This window comes from Paenibacillus sp. SEL1 (genome assembly GCF_054602535.1).
In genome coordinates, this window is the sequence record NZ_CM137723.1 from 1,845,797 (window position 1) to 1,866,644 (window position 20,848).

Here is a 20,848-nt window from a genome sequence, read left to right on the forward strand (position 1 = left end):
ATAGGCATCAAACCAACAGGAAAGGTACGTGAAATCCATGCTGCGATTCAATGCGATACGTACGGGCTATCTGCTGGGCATCTCACTGATACTGGCCGCAATTATTTATTTTTTCGCCTCCAATTGGGGCGGACTGGATCGGACATTCAAGATTGTACTTGCTGCTGCACTTATTGTTCTGTTCTACGGCTTGTCTTTTGTATTTGCACGGATACGTGCTGTTCCCGGTCAACAAGCTTTTCTGTCTAATATGTTTTTGGTGGCTGGCTGTATAGCCTTTGGCGTTTCCGTGGCATTGCTCGGTCAAATTTACAATTCCCATGCGGACAGCTACGGATTGTTTTTTATTTGGTCGGTGCCGGCTCTACTGCTTAGCTGGATTACTCGCTACAATCCTTTTTATATGCTGTCTTATGTACTAATTCATCTTGGTTTGTGGCTTTATTTTTACCCTACGATGCAAAGTGTGCCTTATAGCGAGCTGGAATCGTTGTCCATTGCCGGAATGTTCGCAATAGTCAATCTGCTGCTATTTTTATTGACGTTCCTCCATCGTATACATTCTGCTCCACTACAATATATGAGCTTTACGGTTTTCCATATAGCCATGTTAGCGATGACCAATTCTTTTGCATTTGATGAGTATGGCCTGATCATGAATGTACCGCATATTGCTGTGATTGCTTTAGGATTTTATATATTTATCAAGGTGCGGCTGAATAAAACGCTACTGACCTTGAATGCATTGGCACTTTCGGCGTTTGCTGTCTTTAAATTTATAGAGCTGGCTGAGGCGTACTCCTCATCTCTGTTTTTTGTTTTTGGTTTGATTTTTGTGGCTTTGCTGCTGACGGGTAACGTGTGGTTTTTCCGCTATTTGAATCGTTTGGGGAAAACACTGCCGGATTCAGGGACAACGGACATCAGTACATCAAAGAATGAGGCGACCGTCCACGAGGAACATGGCAGTGAATGGATTAGCAAAACCGTATCCCGTGTGATCAAAGTGGTTGGAGTGCTGATCGGCAGTATATCTCTCATCGGATTGATTATGATTAGCACGAATGTAAACCACACCGAATATGTACTGTTGGTTGTGTCGTTGCTGCTTATGATTTTGATGATTGTCATACCGGAATCCAAGCTGGATTCGGTAATACGTTATACACTGCTGACCATCAGCTATATTACAGGCTTGGCGGCCATTCTATGGTCAGATCAGTCGCTGCTTTCGGTATTATTTCTGATCGTTTCCATCGCTGGATGGTTCCGCTCCAAGGGGAAAAGGCAGTTGTTTTTTGCCTACACCTTTGTAAACCTGAATCTGGCGACCATTTTATTTCAGCAGTATCAGGAGTGGGATGGTTGGAACTGGACCTATAAGTTCATCATCTTCTCTCTTTTCATCGTCAATGCCGTGTTATATGGGGTAAGTTACTTTATATCCAAGACGGAGTTAAAAGAACATCTACGGAATGGCTCATTATTTTTCAGCTTGCTGTTCCTGTTTTGGGCGACGTTTTTCGAGGATGTCGTTCCACACTCTTATATGTTCATTAACATTTTTTATTTTGTTATCGTTACCGGGATGATCTTTGCCTTTGCCCGTCTGAAACAAAAATCGGAGGCTATCACGAGCGTTGTCTTCTGGTTTATTTTTATCGGCTTCAAATATTATGATTTATTGTGGACGCTACTGTATAAATCTTTTACGCTGGCGCTACTGGGGATCATTGCGCTCGGAATTACCTGGTGGGCGGATCGGCGAATGGCCCATAGCGGCAAAGCAGCATTCGATGCTGACCACCGCAGCTTTAGCTTCATGCGCTTAAGCCCGTTACTCATCGCTATTGTCATCGTGCTACAGCTGGGGATCGTCGGCTATCAGACGGCGAGAAGTGAAACCCTGCTCGCCACAGGGGCTTCCATTAAGCTCAAACTGGCTCCTATAGACCCGCGCTCCCTGCTGCAAGGCGATTATGTGGCACTGAATTACGACATATCTACCCCGCCTTCCAAGACCCCTCTTCAGGAGGAGGAATGGAGCCGAGGCAAGGTCAAAGTCGTTCTCACACCAGATAGCCAAGGAGTATACGTCGCGGATCGCCTATATCAAGATGGTGAAAAACTTGCCAGCCATGAGGTCATTCTAAATGGACAATGGTATGGTTCCCGTATTCTGTACGGTATTGAGAATTATTTCATTCCTGAGGGAACCGGACGTACTGTAGAACAGAACGCACATTTTGCCCATATTCGGGTGAGCCGCAATGGAGACGCGCTGCTGGAACGTTTGGCAGAAAGCTGACCGGATCGGCGAAGGTAGTAGACAAAGCAGGCTGAACCAAGCCCCTCCATTACTGGAGCACAACTTGGTTCAGCCTGCTTGTTTTTTTCGGACCATCGTTTATCTCCGTTTATTCATCTCTCGACCATGATGCTATTTCTTTAATATCCTGCGGCTGAGTCCGGCAACAACCGCCAATCAGACGAGCTCCCGCTTCATACCATTGGCGGGCACTTTGTCCGAATGTCTCTGTACAAGTGCTGCCGTGCCATGTCTTGGTGACCGGGTCATATTCCTCCCCCAGATTGGGATATACCACCACAGGCTTATCCGTGTGGCTGCGTATTTCGTGAATAAGCGATGGAACGAATTTCGGCAAAGTGCAATTGATTCCTACAGCAGCCACTTGCTCATGCCCATTCAGCCACTCAGCACATGCAGCGGCAGACTCACCATTGCTGATATGCTGCCCATCCTTTGCGCTAAAGCTGATCCAGGCATACGTGCCAGGGAATTCCTTCAGCAATCGGGCGATGGCCTTGGCTTCAACCAGACAGGGTATCGTTTCACAAGCTAAAATATCTGCACCCGCCTCAATCAGAGCTTTCATACGCGGCCTGTGGAACTCCACTAGCTGTTCCTCGCTCAGTTTGTAATCGCCGCGATACTCTGATCCATCTGCCAAAAACGCCCCGTAAGGGCCTACAGAGGCCGCGACTAGCGGCTTGGGACGATGTCGCTGACTTGCAGTAGCCATCACGTCAGCCCAAAACTCATCGCGTGCCTGCACAGCAATCCGCACCGATGATTGAATCAACTCCAGCGCCTCATTTTCGCTTAGGCCTCGTTTAACATAGCCTTCAACGGTAGCCTGATAGCTCGCAGTAATCGCACAGTCTGCCCCAGCCTCAAAATAATTTCTATGCACACGCTTGATCGACTCCGGATGCTCATGGAGGATTTTAGCTGACCATAAGCTATCGTTCAGATCATGTCCATGACGCTCTAGCTCGGTCGCCATTGCGCCGTCCAGCACGATCAGCTGAAATTCGTCCAGTATATGTTGTATCGGATTCATGCGGCCCCTCCTGCTCGTCTTTTCTACTAAACCCACTAATCAAGTGGGTTTTAATGATTTACATTATAGCACGAATATTGATGAGCACTCACAAAGCCAAGAAATAATCATTCCGTGAAGACGTCCCCTCTCGTTTCATTTGCCATCTGATGTAACGTATAAATTTTTTAAATTAGTTTCATAAGTTAAATTAATTAGATATTGTTCTTTTTTTCACAAAGTCATTTTACTATAAAAGTGCAAACCAACACTTTGGCCAAAAGATCAGGGAATTGCATCGTCACATTCTGCATCGTCATTTATGTGAAAAAAGGTACAAGAGAGGGTTTTATCTATGTCTTTACTAGAAATGATTACAGCGACCTTAACAGATAACAAAATTGTCAGTTCTATCGCTTCCACCGTTTTTATTATCCTTCTTGGTTTCTTTTGCCGCAAGAAGGGGATTTTTAACGCAGCAGTAGGAAAGATGTTATCCAAGGTTGTTCTAACCGTGGCTCTACCGGCACTAGCCTTTAATTCTTTCATGCAGGACATTAATCCTTCAATGTTAAAACAAGGAATGAATGTTTTAATATGGGGAGTTCTAATTTATATTATTCTCATCTTTATTTCTAAACCGTTCTTTCTGAGCTACAACAAGGATAAACAGGATGTTTTGCGGGTGTTAACCATTTTCGGTTCTACGACTTTCTTCGGAATTCCAATTGTCGGAGCCATTTACGGTCCTACCGGAGTGATGTACAGTTCCATTTTTAACATAGGGTACCGCATTTTCTTATACTCCTATGGCTATATCAAAATGAGCGGCTTGAAAATGGAGCTTAAAAATCTCAAAACCATGTTTTTGAATCCAATCGTTATCGCCACGTTTCTAGGCTTGTTTGTTTGGTTGTTTCAAGGTTATTTGCCACAGATGAGTGTAGCTACAGAGGATGGGGCCATTCAGCAGTTCGCCTTTCTAAGAATTGATCAAACCGCTGTCTGGCTGTTCAAGCCCATGACCTACCTTGCTGGACTAGCTTCTCCGTTAGCCTGGTTATCGATTGGCTCGACATTAGGGGAGATCAGCTTCAAGTCAGCAGCTACGGATAAGACCTCTTGGTATTACAGCATAGTTAAGGTTTGGCTTGTACCTATTGTTAACATCGTTTTGCTGGCTTTGTTGACTGTATCTCATATTCTGTCAGTCGATTCAGTCGCTTTAGCTACTATTGTCATCATGATGGCTACTCCTACAGCTACCGTAGCCGCAGCCTATGCCATCAGTTTTGATAAGGAAGCCATATTGACCTCCAATGCATCGCTTCTATCAACTATTACTTCTGTCGTCATGATTCCAGTGTGGATCGTTACGCTCAATGTCATTGATAAAATTGGAATTTTCTAAATCAGGGGGAAAACAACATGTTAAAAATCATTTGCTATGGTGTCCGTTCTTATGAGAAACCCTATTTCCAGGATCTCAATAAATATAACTTTCAACTAACGCTGGTAGAAGAGTTGTTAACCACTAGCAATGCAGAATTGGCACAGCATCACGATGCCGTTTTGCTAAGAGGAAACTGTGCTGCCAATCGGGAAAATATCACAAAATTCAATGAATACGGCATTCGATATGTTTTTACCAGAACAGTCGGAATCAACCACATTGATTTGGATGCCTGCAGCGAATTCGGAATGAAGGTGGCACGCGTACCATCCTACTCTCCGAATGCCATCGCCGAGCTCTCCTTAACCTTAGCAATGATGCTGTTCCGACACACCGCTTATATGACTACCAAAAGCTCGTTCAAAAATTTTATTGTGGACGAGCATACATTCAGCAAAGAGATCCATAACTGTAAAGTTGGGATAATTGGGGTCGGCCGCATTGGTCTGACAGAAGCCAAATTATTTAAAGGATTAGGTTCTTCTGTTATCGGCTATGATGTGTACCAATCGGACGCGGCCAAGGAAGTCATTCCATTCACGACCTTGGATGAATTACTAGCAGAGTGTGATGTCGTTAGTGTGCATGTTCCTTATCTGCCGGGACAGAACGACAAAATGATTAACGCCAGCTTTTTAGCAAAAATGAAAAAGGGATCTATTCTCATCAATACATCACGTGGAGAATTACAAGATAACCAAGCTATTTTGGACGCTTTGCTCAGTAACCATCTGGAAGGCTTCGCTACGGATGTCTTCCCTAAAGAAGATGAATTATTCTTTAAAGCATTTGAACCATGGCAAATGCTCCCGGACCCAACGATCCAGAAGCTTGTGGAGCTGTATCCAAGAGTTTTGGTAACGCCTCATGCTGGCTCGAATACCGTTACGGCGTTATCCAACATGATTGAAACTAGCTATGACAACTTCCATGATATCGTTACAACTCATTCTTCAGATAACCTAGTCCCACTTCCTGTTCTCTCTATGAAATAATTAGGAAGCTCGGTACTCTTGTGAACAAAAAAAGAACCGCTATTTCCAGATTACAATGGAAATAGCGGTTCTTTTACATCAGGATTTAACTGATAGAGCATTAGCGGCCTGCCAACCTTGTGATATTCTATCGATTCAACCAGGAAGCCATCGTCCACCAGGAACTGAATATATTTTTTTACCGTGATACGGGACAAGTCCACTTCTCTGGCTAACGTTTCAACCGAGAATGGTCCGTCCAGCTCTTGAATACTCTTCAGTATCGTGGTCATGGTCAGTTTGGACAAATTTTTAGACAGGTTTTTCGGTAGATTATGCGATGGATGTTCAACAGGTTTTTTCTTCTCCACACCCGTATACTCTTCTTTATTAAAATAATGGTCAATGACAGCTTGATTAATTCCGTTCCCTTCCTCCATCACCGTGGCTAGGCGCTGGATTTTCTCAACAGCCAGTCTAAAGCGTTCGAATGTAAAGGGTTTAATTAAATAGTCTGCAACACCATAAAAAACAGCTTCCTTCACCGTCTGAATATCTTTTGCAGCCGTAATTAAAATAACTGAAGCATGATACTGATGCTCCTGCATATGTGATAATAAAGTTAATCCGCTTTTTCCAGGTAAATAAACGTCCAGTAATACCAGATCCGGTTTCCACTTTTGGAGACAGTCTTGTGCTTTCTTGACGGTATCTGCCTTACATACAACGTCCAAATTGTCCATGCGCTCGATAAACTGTTGATTAAGCTCAGCAACCATCGGATCATCCTCAACAATTAGAACTTTCATTCAGTTGTCACCTCCAATGTACAGGGCAACTCTACATAAATACTTGTTCCCAGACCCGGTTGGCTATCAAGCTCAATGATTCCTTGATGATTTTCCACCATGGTTTTAACCAGATTCAAGCCGTAGCCTCTGTCTTCTCCTTTGGTTGAAAAGCCATGCTCGAATATTCTTTTTTGCATCTCAAAATCAATCCCCAACCCATTATCTTTCACTTTCAAAATAAATACATTTCCCTCACACTCATAGTTCAATTTCAGCTCAATTTTGCCGGGTTCTTTTTTTTGTAAGATGGAATCTATGGCGTTGTCAAAAAAATTACCCAGGATGTGTATGACATCATGAACGATATCCTGCATCTCCACATTAGAGACATTCGAGCTTTCTGCAAGAAGAACCGAAATATTCTGTTCGCGTGCTTCGTTGATTTTACCCATAATAAAACCTGCTAATGCCGGAACTTTAATTCTCTCAGTCAGAAAGCCTACCTCATCTTGATATCGGTGATTTAGCTGCTGAATATATTGACTGACCTCCGCATATTTCCTCATTTCAATCAGCCCGGATATTACGTGCATTTTGTTCATAAATTCATGGGTCTGTCCGCGAAGGGAGTTAATATAATATTTTGTACCACTTAACTGGTTGCTAAGATGAATCATCTCGGATTGGTCGCGTAACGTTGCAACCGCCCCAAAAAACTCATTTTCAATATATATAGGGGTTACTGTCGCAATGACTTCTATACCATTCACATAAAATGAGCGATCCTTGATCTTCTTCTTATCATCAAACACTCTCTTGAAGAGCACGTTATAAAAGTTGGTATCTATCTGCTCTCCAATCGGGGCTTTTATCTCTTGGTTTGCCAGTTGATACTTGGCCTGGGCTTCTTTGTTCATGAGCATAATTTTTTTGTCCGCCGAAATGGCTATAATTCCTTCAGCGACCTCATTTTCAATAATTTCTTTTTCGCGCAATCGTGTTGCTATCTCTTGCGGCTCAAGCCCAAATAAAATCGTTTTGATTTTCTGAGCCAGAATGATCGCGCCCAGAACTCCACTAAAGAGCCCCAGCATCAGCCCCCCAAAAATGGTATACTGCGCCTGCATCAAATCATGATTTAGGGTCCTCATGGTCAGCCCTACACATACAATGCCAATGACCTCATGCTGTTGATTAAATATCGGCGTAAAATATCGGTAACCTTTGCCCAAAATACCTATATTCTCAGAAAAATGTCCCTGACCGGATAGCGCTCTTCTGGCATCATTCAAATCAGAGAACGGTTTGCCAACCATCGTTGCATTCGGATGAGATAGCCGAATTAAATCGTGGTTCAGAATGACTACAAAATCCACATTAACGTTGTGCATGACTCCAAGCGAGTAGTCTTGGATCTGCTTCACAGGGACTCCCTGCTCAACATTACGAATAACATCGTTGTCACTAGCGACCACCTTGGCAATACCCGAAAGTTTTTCCTTCGTATTATCAAAATGTTGGTTAATTACGAAATTACGAATGAGAAGCAAGGATATAATTAAGGAAATAATAATAACTAAAACAACCAAAATAATAATCATGAATTGTAGCGAAACCTTGAATTGTCGTCTCGGCTTCGACTTACCTATTAACCGCAACCCCATCACCCAGCTTCTTTGTCAAGCTCTCCATTAGGAAAAAGAGCCTATCTCTTCCCCTATAATCCCTTGTTATTCGACACCGTTTGACAATTTCCTTCTTATTTCGCAAGCTCTATGCATTCCAGCGACAACAACGTAAACTTTATCTGAATTAAGACAATATGCTGAATAAGGAAGTATCAACTCTCCATAATAAGGACGTATACCTAACGAATGGAGGATATAGGATGATCGAAAATCTCGAAAGTAACTACAACTGCGCCAATGCAGGGCAGGATCTTCATCAACTCAAACAGGAACTCGCCGCGCTTCAGGAACAAGGTGCGAACGACCAGGCATCCGAGGATGCCATCCATCGACTGGAAAATCAAATTTCGTTCATCTTGAACAAGTGCGATATTAACCACTAGTTGAAGCTTGGCTATTTCAGTAAATAAATAAAACCGGCTTGTCTTTTAAAGACAAGCCGGTTCTATATGAATTAGTGTATGCTAAAAGGTTTCAAATTCACAAAATTCCCCGTATCTCATCCAATGACTGCACCTTTTCCCGCTGCATCCATTGTTCAAGTCCATGTACCAGTTCAGCCCCTGCATGTAAATGGACAAAGTTGTACGTTCCCACCTGAATGGCAGCGGCCCCTGCCATGGTGAATTCAATAATATCCTCTACCGAGCTAATCCCGCCCATCCCGATTACCGGAATCGACACCGCCTGTGCCACCTGGTGAACCATGCGCAAGGCAATTGGCTTAATTGCCGGGCCGGAAAGACCAGCATACGTGTTGGCGAAGACACTGCGACGCCGGCGTATATCTATTTTCATTGCAGAAAATGTATTGATCAGCGAAACTCCGTCTGCGCCTTCTTCCTCGCACATAACCGCCATCTGCGTGATGTTCTCTGCGTTTGGAGACAGCTTGACGACCAACGGAAGCGCAGTCACATTGCGCACCTGACGCACAACCTCCCGCGCTACCTCCGTCTGGATACCAAATTGCATTCCACCCTGCTTCACATTGGGACACGAAATGTTCAATTCCAGCATATCGACGCCTCTTCGATTCATCGTGCGTCGTTTTTGCGCGTTTTCCGTAATCATCGCTACGGCCTGAACATATTCCTCCAGATTGGAGCCGCCTACGTTGGCAATAATAGCCGTGTTCCAGTGAGTCATGTCATCCAGTTCATCCTTCAAAAAGGCGGCAACCCCCGGATTCTCCAGCCCTACACTATTGAGCATGCCGGATGCTGTCTCATGTATTCGTGATCCCGTATTACCAGCCTTCGGATGCAGGGTTAGTCCCTTGCCGACGATACCGCCCAATAATTCAGGAGAATAAAATTCCGCATACTCACGTCCGAATCCAAACGTACCGGAAGCCATGATGATTGGGTTCTTGAACGGTACACCCGCAATATTACACGCCATGGAGATCATCGAACTCCACCTCCTCCACCGGGAATACAGGCCCTTCTTTACATACCCTCCGATTGCCTCCACGGGTACGCATCGTACAGCCCAAACATGCGCCAATACCACAGGCCATGTGTCTTTCAGTTGAAATATATAAACGGGACGACGTATCCACCGTTTTCATGGCGAGTGCTTGCAACATCGGAGTTGGCCCGCAGGAGAACATATTTGCATAAAGCGTCGGATCGACCTGTTCGACGATGCTTCCCCCTACCTTGACCTGTACAGATGCCGCCACAGCTTCGAACGCTTCAACCCCGAAGGCTTGCTGTGCAAACCCCAGATAAACATGCGCATGCGGGTAGTACTTTGCAGCCAACAGCAACGGAGCTGTACCCATGCCACCGCCGATTAAAGCCAAACTACCCTCTACCTGCGGAAAACCGTTTCCGAAAGGTCCTTCTAACTGAATCTCCTGACCAGGCTGTAATTGGGAAAACAAATTTGTCCCCTCTCCAACAACCCGGTACAAAAAGGAAATACTCTCTTCCCCGATATCATAAATGCTGATGGGTCTAGGCAGCAGTGGGTAACCTGTACCGCTGCGCAGCATGTAAAACTGCCCCATGTCCCCTTTAAACTTTCCCTCTATTTTCATCACATAGATGCCCGGTACGAGCGCCACATTCGAAATTACGTTAGCCATATAACCCCTCCACTAACCACTCACTATAACGTAAAAGCAGCAACTATTACGTGACTATTTTCACATTTTAGGGCAACGTTTCGCCCTACGACTCGTGATATAAAAAAGCGTACTCCTGTTAGAGAGTACGCTTGTGTATTTAACTAATGGCTTCGCGCTCCGCATTGCGGCTACCCTTGGCATCCTTACGGATTTGCTTGCTGCGTAGCTGTCCGCAGGCTGCGTCAATATCGACTCCATGCTCCAGCCGAACACTACAGCTAATGCCTTGTTTTTTCAGCACATCATAGAAGCCCGTAATCGACTCCGACTCACTCCGCTGGTATTGGCTATGCTCATCCACCGGATTGTACGGAATCAGGTTTACATTGGCCAGATTACGACGATGGCCCACCAGCTCAGCCAGTTCGAGCGCATGCTCCTTACCGTCATTAACATCCTTCAGCAAGATGTACTCCAGCGTAATCCGACGATTCGTTTTATCCAAATAATAATCAATCGCCTGCATGAGTTTCTCAATCGGAATCGCCCGGTTGATCTTCATAATGCGAGTACGAATCTCATTATTCGGAGCGTGGAGGGAGATCGCCAGATTGACATGCAGGTCGGAATCTGCAAATTCAATGATTTTATCAGCAAGTCCACTTGTGGAAACGGTAATATGCCGCGGCCCAATCGCTAGCCCTTTGTGATCCTTAATGACCCGAATGAAATCGGACAAGTTCACGAAGTTATCAAACGGTTCGCCAATTCCCATCACAACAACATGACTGACTTGATCACCCGGACGTTCCTGATCCAGATACAGCTGGACCTTCATAATTTGCTCTACAATTTCACCGCTGGACAGATCACGGCTCTTCTTCAACAATCCGCTCGCACAGAAGCTGCACCCAATGTTACATCCTACCTGCGTAGTCACACATACGGATAAGCCAAACTTATGCCGCATCAATACCGTCTCAATCAAATTACCATCCTGAAGCCGGAACAAGAACTTGACCGTCCCGTCTGCTGACTGTTGCTTCACGTGTTCTTCAAGTGTTTCAATGGAAAAGTGCTCTGCCAACAGGCGAGTACAATCCTCATGAACCTCTGCCATCGCTGCAAAATCAGTAACCCGCTTCCGGTACAATGCGTCCCATACCTGCAATGCCCGGGATTTCTTATGTCCATGCTCGATGAGCCATGCTGTCAATTGATCTAGCGTTAATCCATAAATGGATTCTTTTTTCATGTTCGATCCTCTTTTCAAAACATTCAAATTCGTCTTCCTCTATATAAAACTAAGCACGCACCATTCGTCTCAACCATCATTGCATCATAGCATGTTTAAGCTATCTGCGCTATTTAAGCGCCTCTTTCATTGTCCCAAATTTTAATTATGAACACAAGGGGGCAGGCACATTGTTTCTCCAAAATTTTAGCGTGAAATTATGTCTTGAAACCAAGTACAAGCCACATTAAACTATGCGACAGAACCTGTTCAACAAGAGCACGCAAAGACAGGATTACAGATACTCCTAATGATATGATCACAACTAAGGAAGGTGATGCGGTTGGAATGGTTGCTTCGGATCAAGAACGCACTCGATCTGATGGAAGAGAGAATGCAGCAGCCACTCGATATCGAGGAAATTGCAAAGGCAGCCTACTCGTCTCCTTTCCATTTTCAGCGCATGTTTCATATGCTAACCGGCGTCACGGTTGCAGAATATGTGCGCAAACGTCGATTGACCTTGGCTGCTCAGGAATTGAGTCTTTCTTCCGCCAAGGTGCTGGATGTAGCGTTCAAATACGGATATGATTCCCCCGAATCTTTTTCTAAAGCGTTCCGGAAGGTACACGGTATTTCTCCCTCTGAGGCCAGAAGCCCTGGGGTAAACCTGAAAGCCTTTCCACGCATCACCTTCCATCTATCGTTGAAGGGAGATCAGGAAATGGATTACAAAATTGTAGAGAAAACGGCCTTTACGGTCATTGGCAAGTCCATTCAAGTCACCACTAAGAACGGCGATAATCTTCGAGAAATCCCAAAATTCTGGAACGAACTGAATGCGGATGGTACATCGGATCGAATTCATGCCTTGGGGACAGGCGACGATATACTCGGTATATGCTTGGACATGAAACATGGTGAGGAGACGTTAAGTTACTTAATCGCCGCAGAAGGCAGCGAAGACGTAGCGACCGCGAATGGGCTGGAATCCAGAACCATTCCGGCTTCAACCTGGGCAGTGTTTACATCCATCGGCCCTATGCCTCACTCGATCCAAAAGGTATGGCAAAGAATTTTTCACGAATGGTTCCCTGCCAGTAATTATGAGCATTCAGGCGGCCCGGAACTAGAAGTGTATACTATGGGAGATTCACATGCTGAAGACTACCGAAGTGAAGTTTGGATTCCGATTAAGAAAAAGTAAACAAACCGAACCGATTGCGTATCGCAGTCGGTTTTATACCGTACTGCATTTACATCATAAGGTGACAGATAACACAATTCCCTGCATACTCGCTACTCTAGCTCAATGCACCGAGGACCATTTCCCAAGCTCCTCCCTCAACACAGAATATAGCCTTGAGCTTGCCAGCCTTAGCGGATAGTCTGTTGCTTTGCAAAGAAGGCCGAAGGTCATATCGATCAGGCTGCCGCTTAATTCCCTCACCGCTACTCCTGCCGGGATAGGACTGACCAGAATTTGTGGCACAAGGGCAGTACCCAAACCGCTTTCCACATAAAATTTCAGAGCCGTCATGCTGCCAATCTCCATCGTATCTAGCGTGGTTATTCCATATTCCTTCATGACCATTTCAAGTTTGCGACGATATGGACAGGTGGCCGATGTAATAAGCAACCGATGCCCCTGTAAATCCTCTGGTCCAATGTTTTCTTTTTCCGCAAGCGGGTGATTTTCAGGCATTAAAACTACAAAATTCTCCTTAAATAAAGGTTCAAAATATAGCTCTGTGCCCACCTCCGGTGTAGAACACAGCGCTAAGTCAATATCCCCCTTGAGAATACGCTCGCTTAAGGTAGGGGTATTCCCAAACTCAACAGAAACCCGAATATTCGGATAATGGGTTAAGAAGCGTTTTAAAATTTCTGGTAGTCGATAACTGGCAGTCGGTTCGGTCACTCCTATACGAATGTCGCCTGCGGTTCCTCTTTGCAGATTGTCCATATTTTCCTGCAATTGCTCCATATCCTTTACAATATGTAGACTTTGCTCGTAAAACATCCTGCCCGCTTCAGTTAACTTTATTTTCTTGCCCCGTTCGATCAGTTGAATTCCCATATCGGACTCCAGCTTCTGTATTTGCATCGTCACGGTAGATTGTGCATAATTCAACTCTTCCGCTGCACGCATAAAACTCCCGTAATTCACAATCATTTGAAATGTTTTGAGCGTTTTAATGTCCATTCTCAGTCTCCTATATGCACAATTAATTCAATTTTATTGAATCATAAATTCAGTTAATTCAATTATACAGAACACAATACATCCTCTACAATGATACATATCAGATCATATTATTTTCAGACGCAAAATGAACTGTTTGGAGAAGGAGCGAATATATATGGATTTACATCAAAAAGTAGCACTGGTTACAGGTGGAGGTACAGGAATTGGGAGAGCCGTATGTATGGCCTTGGCAGATCGAAAAGCTACGGTAGTCGTAAACTATTCCCGCTCTAAAAACGATGCTGAGGAAACGGTACGTATGATCCTCGAAAAGGGTGGACGTGCTATCGCATTACAGGCAGATGTTTCCCGAGATCAGGAAGTTCGAACTATGGTTGACCAGATTGTCCAGCAATTCGGTACGATTGATATACTCGTGAATAACGCTAGCATTACACATCATATTCCTATGGATGATCTGGAGTCAGCCACGGAAGAAGTATGGGATGATCTATTTGATGTAAATGTAAAAGGCATGTTTTACTGTGCCAGAGCTGTAGCTCCTTTTATGAAGCGTAGTAAACAAGGAGCTATCGTCAATCTGGGAAGTATAGCAGGACAAACAGGGCTAGGTTCCTCTCTTCCCTATGCGGTATCCAAAGCGGCCGTCCACGGACTGACCAAATCTTTAGCACGAGCACTGGCACCGGATATTCGCGTCAATTGCATCGTGCCGGGAGCCGTAGCGACAAGATGGTGGGCAGGCAGGGAAGAACAAATGAAGCAACTGTTTCCTCATTTACTCCTACAGCGCATTTCTACGCCGGAGGATATTGCCAGCATGATCTGCTCTGCTTTGGAACAGGAAGCCATGACAGGCCAGATTATTACGGTGGACAGCGGACAAACACTTTAAAGATACTGAGACTTCTGCGTAAAAAAACAAGCCGCCTTCTCAGACAGAAGGCGGCTTTTGAGCTATCGTATACCGTCGTTGACTACGTTTTAGCTTATAGATACCGCAATTCGTGTACCTTTCACGAATTTAGCAAATAAGTACCGAACAAGCGGCCCCACAATTAAGAGCTGCAGAGGGAAAGCAAAAATAAAATTCTTAAAAACTAAAGATAAGTAATTTTTAAATAATGAATCTCCCGAAAGACCATTAAAAAAGTAAGCTGTCCCCAATCCATAAAGTGACATACAGAGAACCATTCCAATGACCATACAGCATGAAAGGGACAGAATCACAAATACCTTTTTAGATTTGTCGTATGGTAATGAGAAGGCTATTTTCTTTGCTAGTGGACCGACAATAAATAATTCCAATACGAAAGCAATGATAAAACATAAAATAAATTGAAGAAACATTACTTTTAGAGATATTGTGCCAATCAAGTCATTTGTATATAGATTATAAAATGTCATGAATACGACCATCCCCAAGCACATCATTAAACCAAAATAAAAATTTTCTTTCTTCGTTGTTGGCAATTCCATCATCCCTTCTGTGTACCTTGGTAATTATATAAATAGTCGAAACCTCCACATAAGTGAACTTTCTGTGAACTTTATAGTAAGCGCTTCCCTTTATATATATAAGAAATAGGCATCGTTCAACTCAACGATACCTCGGAATGTTGCAGTCATATCCCTCAATGATCTGCTTCTAAATCTAAGCCAAATCTCTTCAGCTCAATAAAAACAGTTTCCAGTCGCTTCCCTTTCTCCGTTAACGAATATTCAACTCGCGGTGGAACCTCGGCATATACCTTTCTTTCTAACAGGCCGTTATCTTCAAGTTCCTTCAGGCGTAGAGAAAGCGTTTTGGGACTAATCCCCTTCATGGATTTCTGAAGTTGGCTGAATCTCAGTGTTCCTTCGATAAGCAGATCACGGATGATTAGAAAAGTCCATTTCGTTCCGATCAAATCAAGTGTTTGGGCAATAGGACACGGCTTGCCTGGTATTCCTTTGGTCAATTCAATAGGTTCTTGGGCATGCATGGGAACTCCTCCAAAAATCATCTGTTAAAACCAATGGTATCACAATAGTTCCTTTTAGGAAACTATATGAATTAAATATCACTACTTCCCTAAATAAACTTACTACATATACAATATCGCTGTAGCAAGTCATGTTTTCTCTAATACGAGGAGGTAATCCATTTGCAAAACAAAAAGATTGTCATTATTGGTGGAAGCTCAGGTATCGGTTTAGAAACAGCTAAGCAAGTCATTTCGCTTGGAGCGGAAGTGGTAATCGCCAGCCGCTCGGAGGATAAATTGCACAAGGCCAAAGAAATGCTGGGCCCTCGTGCTGCAATATATGTGCTGGACACGTCAGATGAGCAGCAGGTAAAATCTTTCTTCGAAAAAGTCGGTCCCTATGATCATCTTATCGTTAGCGCCGCAGAAACATCAGGCGGGTCATTCCTTCAATTGGAGACGGATCAAGCCCGCAAGCTATTCGAAAACAAATTTTGGGGCCAATATTATGCAGCTAAATACGGGGCTTCCCAACTCTCAACCAAGGGTTCCATTACTTTATTTTCAGGAGTGGTGGCATACAAGCCGATGATTGGCTCCTCTGCGCTCGGTGCTGTGAATGCAGCCGTTTCGAATCTTGGTCAAACTTTGGCGTTAGAACTTGCTCCCATCCGCGTGAATGTCGTCTCACCCGGCATTATTGATACACCTTCCCGCAGCAAAATGCCTGAAAATACGCGTAATCAATTCTATGATACGGTCGCACATAAGCTTCCTGTAAAGCGAGTTGGACTTGCGGAGGATGTTGCACGAGGTGTACTTTATTTGATTCAAAATCAGTTTGTGACCGGAACCGTCCTTCATGTGGATGGCGGACATATTTTAACATAAAAGCTTCGTCTTAAATCCGTCAGTCATTTAACAAAAAAAACGGAGAACGCTCCCGCATCTTTGCTTGGGCGTTCTCCTCCTTTTCTTATCAATGAATGATTTCACATACTTTATCCTAATGATGAATACGACGTTTGTTTCTCAAAATGTTGCGAATCATCTTGTGATTGGGGAGCTGCCTGAACAACATATGTCCGGGATGCGGATTGGCCTCGATAATCCAGATTTGACCGCTCTTTTCAATAGCAAGATCGATGCCCAACTCGCGAACCGGATGATTTTTATCTATCGTGTCGGCAATGATTCTAGAAAGCTCGATGATCTGGTCCAGAATCTCTTTCATTTTTATTCTGTCATTTTTAAAGACCCTTAAAAGCACTTTGGACAACGGCGCCGCATGTCCTCCCTTCCGATAGTTGGTAACGACTTTTCGAGGTGCAGCGACACGACCGGTTATTCCTGAAATGACCCATTCCGATTCCGGCTTCTGCATATACACTCTGGCATCAAAAATGGAACCTTTGTACTTGGCTAACTTAAGTCCTTGCTGTACCAAATAACGACGATGAGGTCTCCGATAGGTTCTAACTGCTCTTCTTACGGCGTGGGATCTAACGACTCTGCGACTGGAGCCACAACGAACCTCATATTTCCTCCCCAGCTTTTTCGCACGTATGATGCCAGTTCCTCCACTCCCATAATTAGGCTTGATAAAGACTGTGCGATAGGTATCCAGCATCCGTAAAGTCCTTGCATTACTGATCCAGCGGGTTTCGGGCAAGTGAGAACGTAAAATGGGATGTTGTTGCATTTCCTTGTATTGAATCATCTTTCCAATGGGCACGAATATCCCTCGATTCTGTTGGGTTTTTGCACACATTACATGAATATGCATCTATATTCTATCTTGGTAACGGCGAATGCCACAGTTTGCTATGAAAGAGGCAAATCTCCTACTTTCTTTAAGGCGAGTTTTCTTTGATTTCAAGAGAGAGATGGACAATGTGTTCTGCAAGACGAAGTTATTGTAAATACCTATAAAGTTGATCCTAATAATATATTAGACCAATAATAATTCTGGATATATGATGTATTAAATAATAACGTGAGGAGGAACGTTAACATGTCTATTTATGATTTTCAAGCAACCTCAATTAACGGGAAACCGATTGAATTCTCAGACTACAGAGGAAAGGTTCTCCTCATTGTAAACACAGCCAGCAAGTGTAGCTTCTCCAGTCAATTCGCGGATCTGCAGAGGCTCTACGAGAGACGGAGGGAACAAGGCTTTGAAATCCTCGCGTTTCCTTGTAACCAATTCAATGAAAAAGAGCCAGGTAGCAATTCGGAGGTTCAGGGATTCTGTCAAATTAACCATGGAGTAACCTTCCCGCTCTTTGAGAAGACGGATGTAAGAGGCTCATCTCCTCATCCTTTATTTCAATATCTGACCCAACAGGCACCGTTTCAAGGCTTCGATACCCAAACCAAAGACGGTCAATGGATGGAGGATTTCCTGCGGGATAAGTATCCAGAAATATACGCTGGCGACGGTATCAAGTGGAATTTTTCTAAATTCTTGGTCGATCGCGATGGCCAGGTAAAAGGAAGGTTTGAAGTAACAACAGAGCCCTGTACCATTGATCCTGTCATCGAATCGCTATTGTAGTTTTTCTGTTCATTTCTTTGGATTCTTAAAAAAAAGAGTATCAAATGACAAAAATAAATATTTGTCATTTGATACTCTTTGTGTTATCCTGACTTCAAGGAGGTGACTCACACGGCACTTGACCGTGTCCCTATGGAAAAATCCTCAGATGTGCTAACCAAGGAACAGATTCTCATTGCTACTGAAGACACACTTAGGCGTTTTGGTGTAGCCAAAACCTCCGTAACCGATGTTGCCAAAGTATTGGGAGTAAGTCATGGCACCATTTACCGACACTTTAAAAGTAAGGCCGAGCTTCTTGAAGGCGTGACCGAGAAATGGCTGAATGAAAAGATTATTGGCCCGTTAACGGAGGTCTGTCAGAATTCATCTATACTGGGAACGCCACATTTAAAACGATATATACAGACCTTGGTTGAACTCAAACAGTATTATGCTCGCGACGACGAGGAAATGTTCGAGATGTATACGAGGGTCACCGAGCAAGCCGCTGATTTAATCGACCAGCATATCGCCCACATTGTGGATCATCTCGCTGATATCATTGCACGCGGGGACATCATATCAGATCAGCCAGCCCAACTGGCGCGTACCCTTTTCTATGCCACAGCCCGTTTTCATCACCCCGCTCATGCTTACGAATGGAAGAGCCCTGTGATTAATCAGGAGTTTTCGGATGTGTGGACGCTTTTAGAAAAAGGAATCACTTAAAATAGATATGGAAAGCAGGGCTGAACACATATGAAGCATTTGGACGGAAAAACAGCAATTATCACCGGGTCCTCCAGAGGGATTGGACGTGCCATTGCCGAGCAACTGGCTGATCTAGGCGCTAATGTAGTCATCAATTATGCCAGCAGTACGGATAAAGCCCAAGAAGTCGTCGAGAGCATTATCCAAAAAGGCGGCAAAGCCATAGCACTTCACGCTGATCTGGGAAAAATGAGTGATATTGAAGCATTATTCACAAATACGATTACTGAATTTGGTAAAGTGGATATTCTGGTTAACAACGCTGGGCTGATGATCACCCAACCTCTGGCTGAGGTAACCGAAGCTGATTTTGATAAACAATTCGCACTGAATGTAAAGGGCACTTTCTTTGCCTGTCAGCAAGCCATGAAATATATGGAGAACTACGGAAGAATCGTGAACCTGTCCACATCCGTGATCGGACAAATGTTCCCGGCATATAGCGTATACGCAGGTACCAAGGGCGCAGTGGAGCAATTTACACGTCAGCTAGCCAAGGAGTTCGGAAGCAAGCAAATTACGATCAACGCCGTGGCTCCCGGTCCTGTGAACACCGAGCTTTTCCAAGCAGGAAAAACCGAGCAGCAAATCGAAGGCATGAAAAAAATGAATGCTATGGGTCGGCTCGGCGAACCGGAAGATATCGCTGATGTGATTGAGTTCCTGGTCAGCGCCAAATCACAGTGGGTTACCGGGCAGACGATCCGCGTCAATGGCGGGTTTATCTAAAAGCTGGAATACATGGAATGGAGGCTGTTTACGTTCATGATATTACACAAAGGCGAGACCTTATTTCGACAAGGAGAATCGGGTCCTTTATATCACTTAAAGAGCGGCTTGTTAAAAATTGTCCGAGTCCATGAAGACGGCTCGCAAATTTTAGTTAATGTGATTGTGCCCGATGAAATCATTCCGCACCACTCCCTGATCAGCCCCAATCCTTATTATGGTACAGCGGTGGCGTTGGTAACCTCTGAGATTGGGGTTTTGTCGCAAAAAGAATGGTATCTAAAGCTGGAGCAAGACCCAGCTCAATGTCGGGAGATCGCTTTGCAGCTACAGGATAAGTTGCGCATGATGCAGCAACGAATTGACCAGCTCACCGAGGTGTCACCTGCCGAGAAGCTTCGGAAGCTTCAACGCTGGTTCCACTCCTACATCGCACCCGCCACGTTAACGGACGTGCTGACGCAGGAGGAAATCGGCCAGTTTATAGGGCTGCGTCGGGAGACGATTAATCGGCTATTGCGTGCTTCAAGCGCTCCTTCTGCAAAAGATGATGACGATAATGCATCTCGATGAGCGAAAACCACTCTCCAGCATTCAGCGCGCCGAAACTGGGATGAGAGACGGTAGACGGCCCTGTTGATTTCCCAACGGTTGGCTCAATCTCTCTCATCTTGCGGATCACGACGTTTAATCCCTCCACAATCTCTTCTTTGCTAGTGGGTTGTTGGGGAGTGTACTGCGGGGATGGTGGAACTTGGATGCGCATTGTTGGAAAGCTCCCCAGATTAAAAATGGCCGTGCCTGCCTCCGTTTTAACTCCGGTCTCCCCATTAGGCTGTAGACAAAGATCAATGTTCTTAAGATGCATATACAGTGCAGAGTTCACCAAATGAAGATACATTTGTCCAAGCGACCATTGACCCTCCTGAGGTGTGTACTGCAATTGCTCCAAGCTAAAGCTGTCCAATTCAAGAAGATAGTGTTGTGCCGTTTCTTCGAAACGCTGTAATGTTTCAGTTGTATTCATATATTAATAATTGCCCCTCTCTATCAAAGTAGCTTTACTATA

Annotated in this window: 22 protein-coding genes; 11 read left to right on the forward strand and 11 right to left on the reverse strand. The window is 44.4% G+C overall.

Translation table 11 applies throughout. From position 1 onward, the window contains the following. Positions 1-37: 37 nt before the first annotated feature. The gene (locus ACYCSE_RS08460) at positions 38-2,308 is read left to right on the forward strand and encodes a GDYXXLXY domain-containing protein (protein WP_459702493.1); all 2,271 of its coding nucleotides are present in this window, start codon (positions 38-40) and stop codon (positions 2,306-2,308) included. 109 nt (positions 2,309-2,417) lie between these two features. Here the strand turns inward: ACYCSE_RS08460 and mmuM are convergent, their stop codons facing one another. After that, positions 2,418-3,365, reverse strand: a complete 948-nt coding sequence (mmuM, locus tag ACYCSE_RS08465; protein ID WP_459702022.1) for a homocysteine S-methyltransferase — start codon at positions 3,363-3,365, stop codon at positions 2,418-2,420. A 334-nt stretch (positions 3,366-3,699) separates the two neighbouring features. Here mmuM and ACYCSE_RS08470 point away from each other — a divergent pair, with 334 nt between their 5' ends. Beyond that, positions 3,700-4,755: an AEC family transporter gene (locus ACYCSE_RS08470; protein WP_459702023.1), complete on the forward strand. Its 1,056-nt coding sequence runs from the start codon at positions 3,700-3,702 to the stop codon at positions 4,753-4,755. 17 nt (positions 4,756-4,772) lie between these two features. Beyond that, complete coding sequence (locus tag ACYCSE_RS08475) at positions 4,773-5,792, forward strand: 2-hydroxyacid dehydrogenase (RefSeq protein ID WP_250266982.1); 1,020 nt, start codon at positions 4,773-4,775, stop codon at positions 5,790-5,792. 50 nt (positions 5,793-5,842) lie between these two features. Here ACYCSE_RS08475 and ACYCSE_RS08480 read toward each other — a convergent pair whose 3' ends face one another. After that, positions 5,843-6,580 (reverse strand): response regulator, encoded by a 738-nt coding sequence (locus tag ACYCSE_RS08480; RefSeq protein ID WP_061829814.1) that lies wholly within the window; start codon positions 6,578-6,580, stop codon positions 5,843-5,845. Then, a complete protein-coding gene (locus tag ACYCSE_RS08485) occupies positions 6,577-8,226 on the reverse strand; it encodes an ATP-binding protein (RefSeq protein WP_452567770.1) in 1,650 nt (549 codons plus the stop codon). Before ACYCSE_RS08485 ends, ACYCSE_RS08480 begins: the two co-directional genes overlap by 4 nt. Positions 8,227-8,450: 224 nt before the next feature. Between ACYCSE_RS08485 and ACYCSE_RS08490 the strand changes: the two genes are divergently transcribed. Continuing rightward, positions 8,451-8,633: a hypothetical protein gene (locus ACYCSE_RS08490; RefSeq protein WP_061829813.1), complete on the forward strand. Its 183-nt coding sequence runs from the start codon at positions 8,451-8,453 to the stop codon at positions 8,631-8,633. Positions 8,634-8,730: 97 nt separating this feature from the next. Here the strand turns inward: ACYCSE_RS08490 and ACYCSE_RS08495 are convergent, their stop codons facing one another. The 3 genes from ACYCSE_RS08495 to rlmN form a co-directional block, all read right to left on the reverse strand. Continuing rightward, complete coding sequence (locus tag ACYCSE_RS08495; RefSeq protein ID WP_061829812.1) at positions 8,731-9,663, reverse strand: dihydroorotate dehydrogenase; 933 nt, start codon at positions 9,661-9,663, stop codon at positions 8,731-8,733. Continuing rightward, on the reverse strand, positions 9,644-10,345 hold the full coding sequence (locus ACYCSE_RS08500) for a dihydroorotate dehydrogenase electron transfer subunit (RefSeq protein WP_322159013.1): 702 nt from the start codon (positions 10,343-10,345) through the stop codon (positions 9,644-9,646). The genes ACYCSE_RS08495 and ACYCSE_RS08500 overlap by 20 nt, the downstream gene beginning before the upstream one ends. Positions 10,346-10,484: 139 nt before the next feature. Next, positions 10,485-11,582, reverse strand: a complete 1,098-nt coding sequence (gene rlmN / locus ACYCSE_RS08505) for a dual-specificity RNA methyltransferase RlmN (protein WP_023991003.1) — start codon at positions 11,580-11,582, stop codon at positions 10,485-10,487. Positions 11,583-11,898: 316 nt separating this feature from the next. On the opposite strand from rlmN, the gene ACYCSE_RS08510 reads away from it, so the two are divergent. Next, a complete protein-coding gene (locus ACYCSE_RS08510; protein WP_459702024.1) occupies positions 11,899-12,768 on the forward strand; it encodes an AraC family transcriptional regulator in 870 nt (289 codons plus the stop codon). A gap of 102 nt (positions 12,769-12,870) precedes the next feature. On the opposite strand, the gene ACYCSE_RS08515 is transcribed toward ACYCSE_RS08510, so the two are convergent. Continuing rightward, complete coding sequence (locus ACYCSE_RS08515) at positions 12,871-13,767, reverse strand: LysR family transcriptional regulator (RefSeq protein ID WP_459702025.1); 897 nt, start codon at positions 13,765-13,767, stop codon at positions 12,871-12,873. 157 nt (positions 13,768-13,924) lie between these two features. Here ACYCSE_RS08515 and ACYCSE_RS08520 point away from each other — a divergent pair, with 157 nt between their 5' ends. Next, complete coding sequence (locus ACYCSE_RS08520; protein ID WP_459702026.1) at positions 13,925-14,665, forward strand: SDR family NAD(P)-dependent oxidoreductase; 741 nt, start codon at positions 13,925-13,927, stop codon at positions 14,663-14,665. A gap of 89 nt (positions 14,666-14,754) precedes the next feature. Here the strand turns inward: ACYCSE_RS08520 and ACYCSE_RS08525 are convergent, their stop codons facing one another. Beyond that, positions 14,755-15,243 carry a hypothetical protein gene (locus ACYCSE_RS08525; RefSeq protein WP_165178164.1) on the reverse strand — a complete coding sequence of 163 codons (489 nt, stop codon included), beginning with the start codon at positions 15,241-15,243 and terminating at the stop codon, positions 14,755-14,757. Between the two features lie 161 nt (positions 15,244-15,404). Then, entirely contained in the window at positions 15,405-15,755 is a 351-nt protein-coding gene (locus ACYCSE_RS08530) for a winged helix-turn-helix transcriptional regulator (RefSeq protein ID WP_250260068.1), read from the reverse strand. Positions 15,756-15,917: 162 nt separating this feature from the next. On the opposite strand from ACYCSE_RS08530, the gene ACYCSE_RS08535 reads away from it, so the two are divergent. After that, positions 15,918-16,628, forward strand: a complete 711-nt coding sequence (locus tag ACYCSE_RS08535; protein WP_322171875.1) for an SDR family oxidoreductase — start codon at positions 15,918-15,920, stop codon at positions 16,626-16,628. Between the two features lie 115 nt (positions 16,629-16,743). Here ACYCSE_RS08535 and ACYCSE_RS08540 read toward each other — a convergent pair whose 3' ends face one another. Further along, positions 16,744-17,472, reverse strand: coding sequence for a YheC/YheD family protein (locus tag ACYCSE_RS08540; RefSeq protein ID WP_231109436.1), 729 nt, complete (start codon positions 17,470-17,472; stop codon positions 16,744-16,746). Positions 17,473-17,751: 279 nt separating this feature from the next. Here ACYCSE_RS08540 and ACYCSE_RS08545 point away from each other — a divergent pair, with 279 nt between their 5' ends. From ACYCSE_RS08545 to ACYCSE_RS08560, 4 genes are all read left to right on the forward strand, one after another. Next, complete coding sequence (locus ACYCSE_RS08545) at positions 17,752-18,297, forward strand: glutathione peroxidase (RefSeq protein WP_250260065.1); 546 nt, start codon at positions 17,752-17,754, stop codon at positions 18,295-18,297. 132 nt (positions 18,298-18,429) lie between these two features. Further along, entirely contained in the window at positions 18,430-19,008 is a 579-nt protein-coding gene (locus ACYCSE_RS08550) for a TetR/AcrR family transcriptional regulator (protein WP_061829804.1), read from the forward strand. A gap of 30 nt (positions 19,009-19,038) precedes the next feature. After that, positions 19,039-19,779, forward strand: coding sequence for an SDR family oxidoreductase (locus tag ACYCSE_RS08555; RefSeq protein WP_459702027.1), 741 nt, complete (start codon positions 19,039-19,041; stop codon positions 19,777-19,779). 36 nt (positions 19,780-19,815) lie between these two features. After that, complete coding sequence (locus tag ACYCSE_RS08560; protein WP_069290701.1) at positions 19,816-20,352, forward strand: Crp/Fnr family transcriptional regulator; 537 nt, start codon at positions 19,816-19,818, stop codon at positions 20,350-20,352. On the opposite strand, the gene ACYCSE_RS08565 is transcribed toward ACYCSE_RS08560, so the two are convergent. Further along, positions 20,285-20,806 carry a DinB family protein gene (locus ACYCSE_RS08565; protein ID WP_459702028.1) on the reverse strand — a complete coding sequence of 174 codons (522 nt, stop codon included), beginning with the start codon at positions 20,804-20,806 and terminating at the stop codon, positions 20,285-20,287. The genes ACYCSE_RS08560 and ACYCSE_RS08565 overlap by 68 nt on opposite strands. Positions 20,807-20,848 lie beyond the last annotated feature (42 nt).